5 protein-coding genes are annotated in these 6,149 nt (G+C 45.6%); 2 read left to right on the top strand and 3 right to left on the bottom strand.

What is annotated here, in order from left to right:
- Positions 1-418, bottom strand: a 418-nt coding sequence (locus ACEW9I_RS17930; protein WP_373541693.1) for a hypothetical protein, incomplete at its 3' end; no start/stop codon positions are given.
- A 426-nt stretch (positions 419-844) separates the two neighbouring features.
- Between ACEW9I_RS17930 and mobF the strand changes: the two genes are divergently transcribed.
- Together mobF and ACEW9I_RS17920 are read left to right on the top strand one after the other, a co-directional pair.
- Positions 845-2,107, top strand: coding sequence for a MobF family relaxase (gene mobF / locus ACEW9I_RS17925; RefSeq protein ID WP_373541692.1), 1,263 nt, complete (start codon positions 845-847; stop codon positions 2,105-2,107).
- Positions 2,108-2,390: 283 nt separating this feature from the next.
- Positions 2,391-2,660 (top strand): hypothetical protein, encoded by a 270-nt coding sequence (locus ACEW9I_RS17920; RefSeq protein WP_373541691.1) that lies wholly within the window; start codon positions 2,391-2,393, stop codon positions 2,658-2,660.
- On the opposite strand, the gene ACEW9I_RS17915 is transcribed toward ACEW9I_RS17920, so the two are convergent.
- Positions 2,627-5,392: a DUF3854 domain-containing protein gene (locus ACEW9I_RS17915; protein ID WP_373541690.1), complete on the bottom strand. Its 2,766-nt coding sequence runs from the start codon at positions 5,390-5,392 to the stop codon at positions 2,627-2,629. The genes ACEW9I_RS17920 and ACEW9I_RS17915 overlap by 34 nt on opposite strands.
- Before the next feature lie 274 nt (positions 5,393-5,666).
- The gene (locus ACEW9I_RS17910; protein WP_373541689.1) at positions 5,667-5,933 is read right to left on the bottom strand and encodes a hypothetical protein; all 267 of its coding nucleotides are present in this window, start codon (positions 5,931-5,933) and stop codon (positions 5,667-5,669) included.
- Positions 5,934-6,149: the final 216 nt, after the last annotated feature.

Here is a 6,149-nt window from a genome sequence, read left to right as displayed (position 1 = left end):
CGATATTCGCAATCTGAGGTAGTTGAGAGTGGGGTTTAGATCGTTCGGTGGTTGTGTGTTGCAGATCGTCAGCGAGCAACGAATCTGCTGAAACTGATGGTAAGGGCAAGATTGACGCTACTGATGTACTTAACGAGCGAGCTGTGAGGTGACAATCTAATCCATGCCGCCGCGATAAACGATTGAGTCGATCGATCTTCGATTGTAAAGTTGCTAGCGAGTCATCGATTGCTGCTTCCATCTCACCGCGATCGCACTCGCCCGATTCGTCCATTGCTAACGGCAGATCGATCGCCATTGCATTGGCGAGCAACTTAGCATAGATCCCCTCTCTGGTATTGCTGTAGTAATGATGCAGCAATACCTCTTCGGAGCGATTAGGATCTGGGACGAATCTGATGCCAAAATTTTTACTCATAAAGATTGCTTTCGATTCGAGATACTACTTGAATATTTGCGATGGAAGTATTTCGTATAGAGAAATGGTAGACATTTTTATGTCAAATTTTTGTACGCAATCGCGACATTTCTGTCATGCTTATGGACATTTATCGTACATAAATTAGCCAAATTTACTCAAGATTTGGCGATCGATAATTTCGAGTAACAGCCATATTTAAGACATCTTTGTCATGTTTATGTACATACTTTGTCAGCCCTAAGATCGGCTTAATGAATCCCTGGAAGCGCACAGTACGCATTTACTATAATAACTGAAAATTGAGTAATAATAACAGAAGTGAGGGAAATTAATGCCAAAAATAGTTTCAAGTAATGCTCGAAATAGTTTCAAGACGAAGTTAAGAGTAGTGAAAATAAAATTAATAATATTACAGCAGGACAGATGCTAACCGCGAAAAATTGTCAAGCGAGTGCAGCAGTGAAGTATTTCACTGACGATTACGAGCGGGGGGAAACTCGGTGGTTTGGTAAAGGTGCTGCCAAACTGGGATTAGTTGGTGAAATCGAGCGCGAATCTTTCGAGCATATTTGCTACGGTCGATCGCCAGATGGTAGTAAATATCTGGGCACTAAAGGCAACCCTGACAAACGCCGTGCGGGAACGGATTTTACTTTTTCTGCACCGAAATCTGTGAGTTTGACTGCGTTAGTCAGCGGCGATACTCGGTTGGAAGTCGCTCATCGTAATGCCGTTGAGATGACCCTCAAACTCATTGAGGCGCGTTACGCCCAAACTCGGATTACCAAGAATGGGATAGTATCTGAAATTCAGACAGGAAACCTGGTAGTTGCCCAGTTCGACCATATCGAGAGCCGCGAACTCGACCCACACCTGCATACCCACGCCCTGGTGATGAATCTAACCCAGGCAGAGAGCGGTAAATGGTATGCCAACGACAACGATCGGATCTTTCAGAATAAAAAACACTTAGGGACGATCTATCAGGCATACCTAGCAGCCGAAGTCGAACGACAGGGTTATGAGATCGAGCCTCGTCCTCACGGGATGTTTGAGATTAAGGGTTACAAGCGGGAGAATTTAGTCGAATTTAGCAAACGTCGGATGCAGATCCTCGCTCAGTGTCCAGCCGATAGTACTTGGCAGACGCGGGAGGATAGTTGGCATCGTACCCGTAAAAATAAAGAACGTGTCCCCTCAATCGAGCTAAAGGCAAGATGGCAGCAAGAAGCCAGCGATTTAGGCATTGAAATCGTGCGATCGGGATTGCCAATCGTTGCACCCCCGATCTCTACAACAGTCAAACATCGGTCGCTCGACGACGCGATCGCTCACTGTTCGGAGCGCAGTGTTGACTTTAGAGTCGAAGATATCGAGAAATTCATAATTGCCCAACGATTGCCGCTCGATCTTGCCGAAATTAAATCTCTATGCGACAATCGACCGGATTTAATTAAACGCGTTGGCGTAGCCTCTCTGAAAGAGAATCGGTATTACACCACTTTTAAGGCACAAATACAAGCTGAAGTTAGCGATTGGATACAGGGTGAGTCGTCGATCGATAGTCTAGACGAAAGCGAAGCTGAATTGGATAAGCAAAAGAGTGTCAAGGTTCCTACTCATGGTGGAGGGGTGAGGGTTCCGATATTTAGGGAAGATGAGCTTGACACCACTCCCGTTCGATAGCAGCCGACAAAGACAATTTGCCATTTCATTGAGAATACCAGCCCAGATCTGGCGACCACAGGCAGTCGAACTCAACTCCCGCACCGACGGCAATTGTCAGTGGCATTAAACCCCCGCACGATTTCATCCGCTTCTTTGCTGGCATGTCTAGAATTTATTGCTTTTTTAATGTCAGCCATGTCAGTCATGTCAGCCGATAGCTGGATCTCTTGCTGTGTAAAGGTTTCGCGGCTGACGTTTTGGCTGACATTTCATATTATTTTCACTTTTCATGTCAGCCTTAATGTCAGCCACAGAACCGTTGCTGGATAAGCCTTCTGACATGGCTGACGTTTCTGACATTTTCTTAGCAAGTTTTTCTAGGACGATCGTTCGAGTTCCGGCATTACCCGCACGGCTCGAATCGACAGCGATAGACTCGATCGCCTTCCTTTGGAACTGGGAAACACCAAATCGTCAGGCTGAGGGTCGATCCGTTCGGATCGATCGATTGACATCGATCGTACTGGTGGAGATTAATCATTCGATTCCCGCCAACTCATCAGCGGTGTAGCGATAACACTTACGATCGCTCTCCCATTCGACTGAATAAAAATCCCCCTCGATCTTCTTAACTACTCCCAGATCGTCACCGCGCCGATGATATGGATCGGCAGCCTTGACGCGATTGCCAATTTCTAGTCTTGTAGAAGAGTTGAGTTTTTTATCGTCGGTATCGTCGGTATCGTCGGTTTTCGGTTGAAACCCTTGCGGCGCGGTACTTCGCTCACCGACGGTATTAGAGTGTAAAGCGGATGATGTATCGTCGGTATCGTCGGTAAGATCGTCGGTATTCAAATCCTTGCTCTGACTACCTTTTGGTTTGTCTCCCGACGATACCGACGATACCGACGATATTTTCAGCTCTTTCTCTAGGCAGATGAATCGCGTCCATTTATCTCCCTCTTTGGTGAAGGCGATCTGGATGCCAACTGCTTTGAGATCGGGGGCTAGTCGATTGAGTTGACGGCTCAGAGAGTTAGAGGATTTGGGGAAGAAGCGCGATCGATAGGTGGCATCATCAGTGTGTGATTCTAGGTCTTGAAGTAGTTGACTTGCCGTACCTTTCCACACGATCGGCGTAGCCTCTACCAGTTTGACGATCGCCTCAGCCAGCGGCGATGCTTCAATGACGACCGCTCGTGCGGTTTCACGGCTGGTGTCGAATACTTCTAAAAACTTGCCAGCTTTCAATCCTAGAGCCTGTTCGCTAGCGATCGCAAAGAGCGCATAGTCAGCCATCCGAGGCAGTTTAGCTGGCTTGATGGATGGTAACGCTGCCAGCGTTTGACTCAATGCCGTCAACAGTGCCCCCAGAATACGCGGACGCGCCGCTTCGATCTTGGCAGCTAGTTCGGCTTGGGGTAGTCGCTGCTGCTCGGTAATTTCTCCCAGTTGTACCATCAGGACTCGATCGGCTAAGTCATCGCGCGTCACTAACGAATCGATCGCCGTGATAATCTGAGGACGCGCAAACTCAAAGGTAGTCTCTTCGTCGGTGCTAAATAGAGTGCGGGTACTATACCCGAATCCCGTCGCAATTCGACACAGATCGTCCGATTGGTCTGGACTGATATGTCCCACGTTATCATAGACCATCAGTAGCCGACGGGAAGCCGAGACAGCAAGTTTGTGGGTATCTCCTTGGAGCTTGATGAGTGGAGCTTTGCCAGGATCGATTAAACCTTTGAGCATCTCTGCGGCAACGGTTTTGCCGCTCCCTCTGTGTGCCGATAGCACTAATACTGGATAGGTTTTATTGGGACAAAAACAGAATAGTAGGAAGGTGCTAATGAGAACCCATCCAGATTCATCTACATTGAGCAATTCATGTAATTCTGTCAGATTTCCGCCTATGACGGGATAAGGGAGCGAACGAAGTGAATCCGGTCGCCAAAATCGCACGGGTGGATCGTCGATCGTCCGCCAGCCTGTAGGATCGATCTCGATCGCTTTCCAGTCTGGAGTACCCAGGTCGAGATAAATTTTATCCTCATGTTGGGAGATGCGAAGATGGACTTCACGAGTTATTGAATCCTGCCCGTACAAGGAGATCGCTTCTAAGTTTGAGAGCGTATCTTGCATCGCCATCGAGCCAATTCCTTTCCCCTCGCTCTTGAAATACTCACCAGCCAGCCACATTTTAAAAGCTCTAGAGCGAACGGCATAAGTGTGACGGTTGCCAGAGATGGTGATATCGGCATAAGCAATGCGATCGGCAGTTTGGAAGTAAGTAGCCGTTCTACCGATCTCTAGCAACCGCTCTGAAACTGACTTAGGTGGCTTTTTTCCGCCGTCGGCTTCATCTTCTGTTTCCTCTGTTCCAAACGGTTTTGCACCATCGATAACATCATGGAATGCCTTAACTCCACAGTTAAAGATTAAATCATCAATGCCCTTACCTCGATCGCTACTCCAATCAGCTAAATAAACTTGACAATCTGCTGCTATTAATAACCCAGCAAATCTTTTAATTGCTGCTCGAACCATATTTATCGTCTTCGGTTTGCTGTCCTTGTCAAATGCAATAGTTATCCTTCTGCTAGGAGTAGAAATTAACTTCAAATCGTTAATTAATGTGTAATCCTTTTCGCCTTTATTTAGTTCGGGACAGCCATTCCAAACCCCAGTTAACGAGATACAAATCTCACCAGTACTAATCCCACTTAATGCTTTCTTTGCCCCTTCAGTGAAGGTAACTGGGATTCTTGAATCGTCCAGAATCCACTGTAAAAATGCTAGGCTGAGTCGTTGGCATTCAGCTCGCCATTCATCCGAGCCGATATCTGCTAATTGCCATTGTTTAATAACTAGATCGCTGGGTAAATTTACTCTTACACGCACTGATATCGCTTGCCATGTTTCCAGATCGATTATGGGTAGGAATGCCTTACAAGGCTTTTTAACTGGATGCTCGTACTTAATTGGCTTACCTTCTTTATCTAGTCGCGGCTGGAACGGCTTGAAACTAGTACAACTAGCAATACAACTATGTTCGATATCGATGCCTGTGTAGGATGTACCGCCACGATCGATAATCGAGGCGTATGTATCTTGATATCCCTTCTTTAACGTTCCATTGTTATTGTGGATCTTCACTTCTCCCAATAGTTCGCTAATTGCCTTATCACCATTCAGAAACTCAGCATTGAGCAAACACAGTCGAGGAGCGATCGCACTAGCGTAGAATTCTTCAATGACACTTTCAGGAAAGTATTCTGACAGAATCGAGTAATCGTAATTCATGAGATATTCTCTTTGATAATGTCAAGGTTTATACTTGTTGAATTCTCAAAGCAACATGCGAATAGTTGGCACGTATCTAATATTTATTAATTTTCCACAGTCAAATAACTATCCGGTTATCTCCTAAAGTATTAGTTTGCGGCGCAAAATTACACAAATCCGATTAGGGTTTCATAAGCTTAAAAACACTAATTTCGGATTTGTAGATGCGAATTTATCAGAGCAATACAATCGCCCCATTAGTAGATCTAAGAACTACTAATGGGGTATTGTCTTAGCCCACTGATGGCAATGTCGCTATATACTCTTCAACTAAAATTTGATGTTCTGGTCGATCGCCAGACGTTAAGTAATCAATTAACAAGATTAGGTTCCAGAGGATCTTCCCCCTTTCTACTGGCTGAATCCAGTAGATCCCCTTGGGTAACTTGGCTCTTAATTGAGCTGATTGCCAAGTAGAGATATCGAAACGCTCTTCTCTGATTGCCGCCTCAGACAGAAATTTGAAGCAGCGGGGTTTGGCTTTGGTTGATGTTTTCATAGCACTGACGCTCGTGGGATAATAGGGGTGTTTTCTTTTTTAGTCTTAATCGGAAGACTTAATTTAATTTTGTCTTTCGATTAATTCTTTTCTATTGCATAACTTGTCGAACGAACTGTTTAATTCAGTTAATTCACTGATGCAGTGACGGAACCGCCACGGTTTTTTAAGGTCTAAATTTTGGCTAGTGACAATTAGCGGCAATCGTCACTATCG

Source organism: Chamaesiphon sp. (genome assembly GCF_041738855.1).
In the GTDB taxonomy this organism is placed as follows: Bacteria; Cyanobacteriota; Cyanobacteriia; order Cyanobacteriales; family Chamaesiphonaceae; genus Chamaesiphon.
Note: the sequence above shows the minus strand (reverse complement) of the source record. Positions and strands in the feature narration are given on the sequence as shown.

Bases quoted from the DNA above. Each gene is read 5' to 3' on its own strand.
- ACEW9I_RS17920 (WP_373541691.1), top strand. From the start codon at position 2,391: ATGTCAGCCACAGAACCGTTGCTGGATAAGCCTTCTGACATGGCTGAC.
- mobF (WP_373541692.1), top strand. From the start codon at position 845: ATGCTAACCGCGAAAAATTGTCAAGCGAGTGCAGCAGTGAAGTATTTC.
- ACEW9I_RS17910 (WP_373541689.1), bottom strand. From the start codon at position 5,933: ATGAAAACATCAACCAAAGCCAAACCCCGCTGCTTCAAATTTCTGTCT.
- ACEW9I_RS17915 (WP_373541690.1), bottom strand. From the start codon at position 5,392: ATGAATTACGATTACTCGATTCTGTCAGAATACTTTCCTGAAAGTGTC.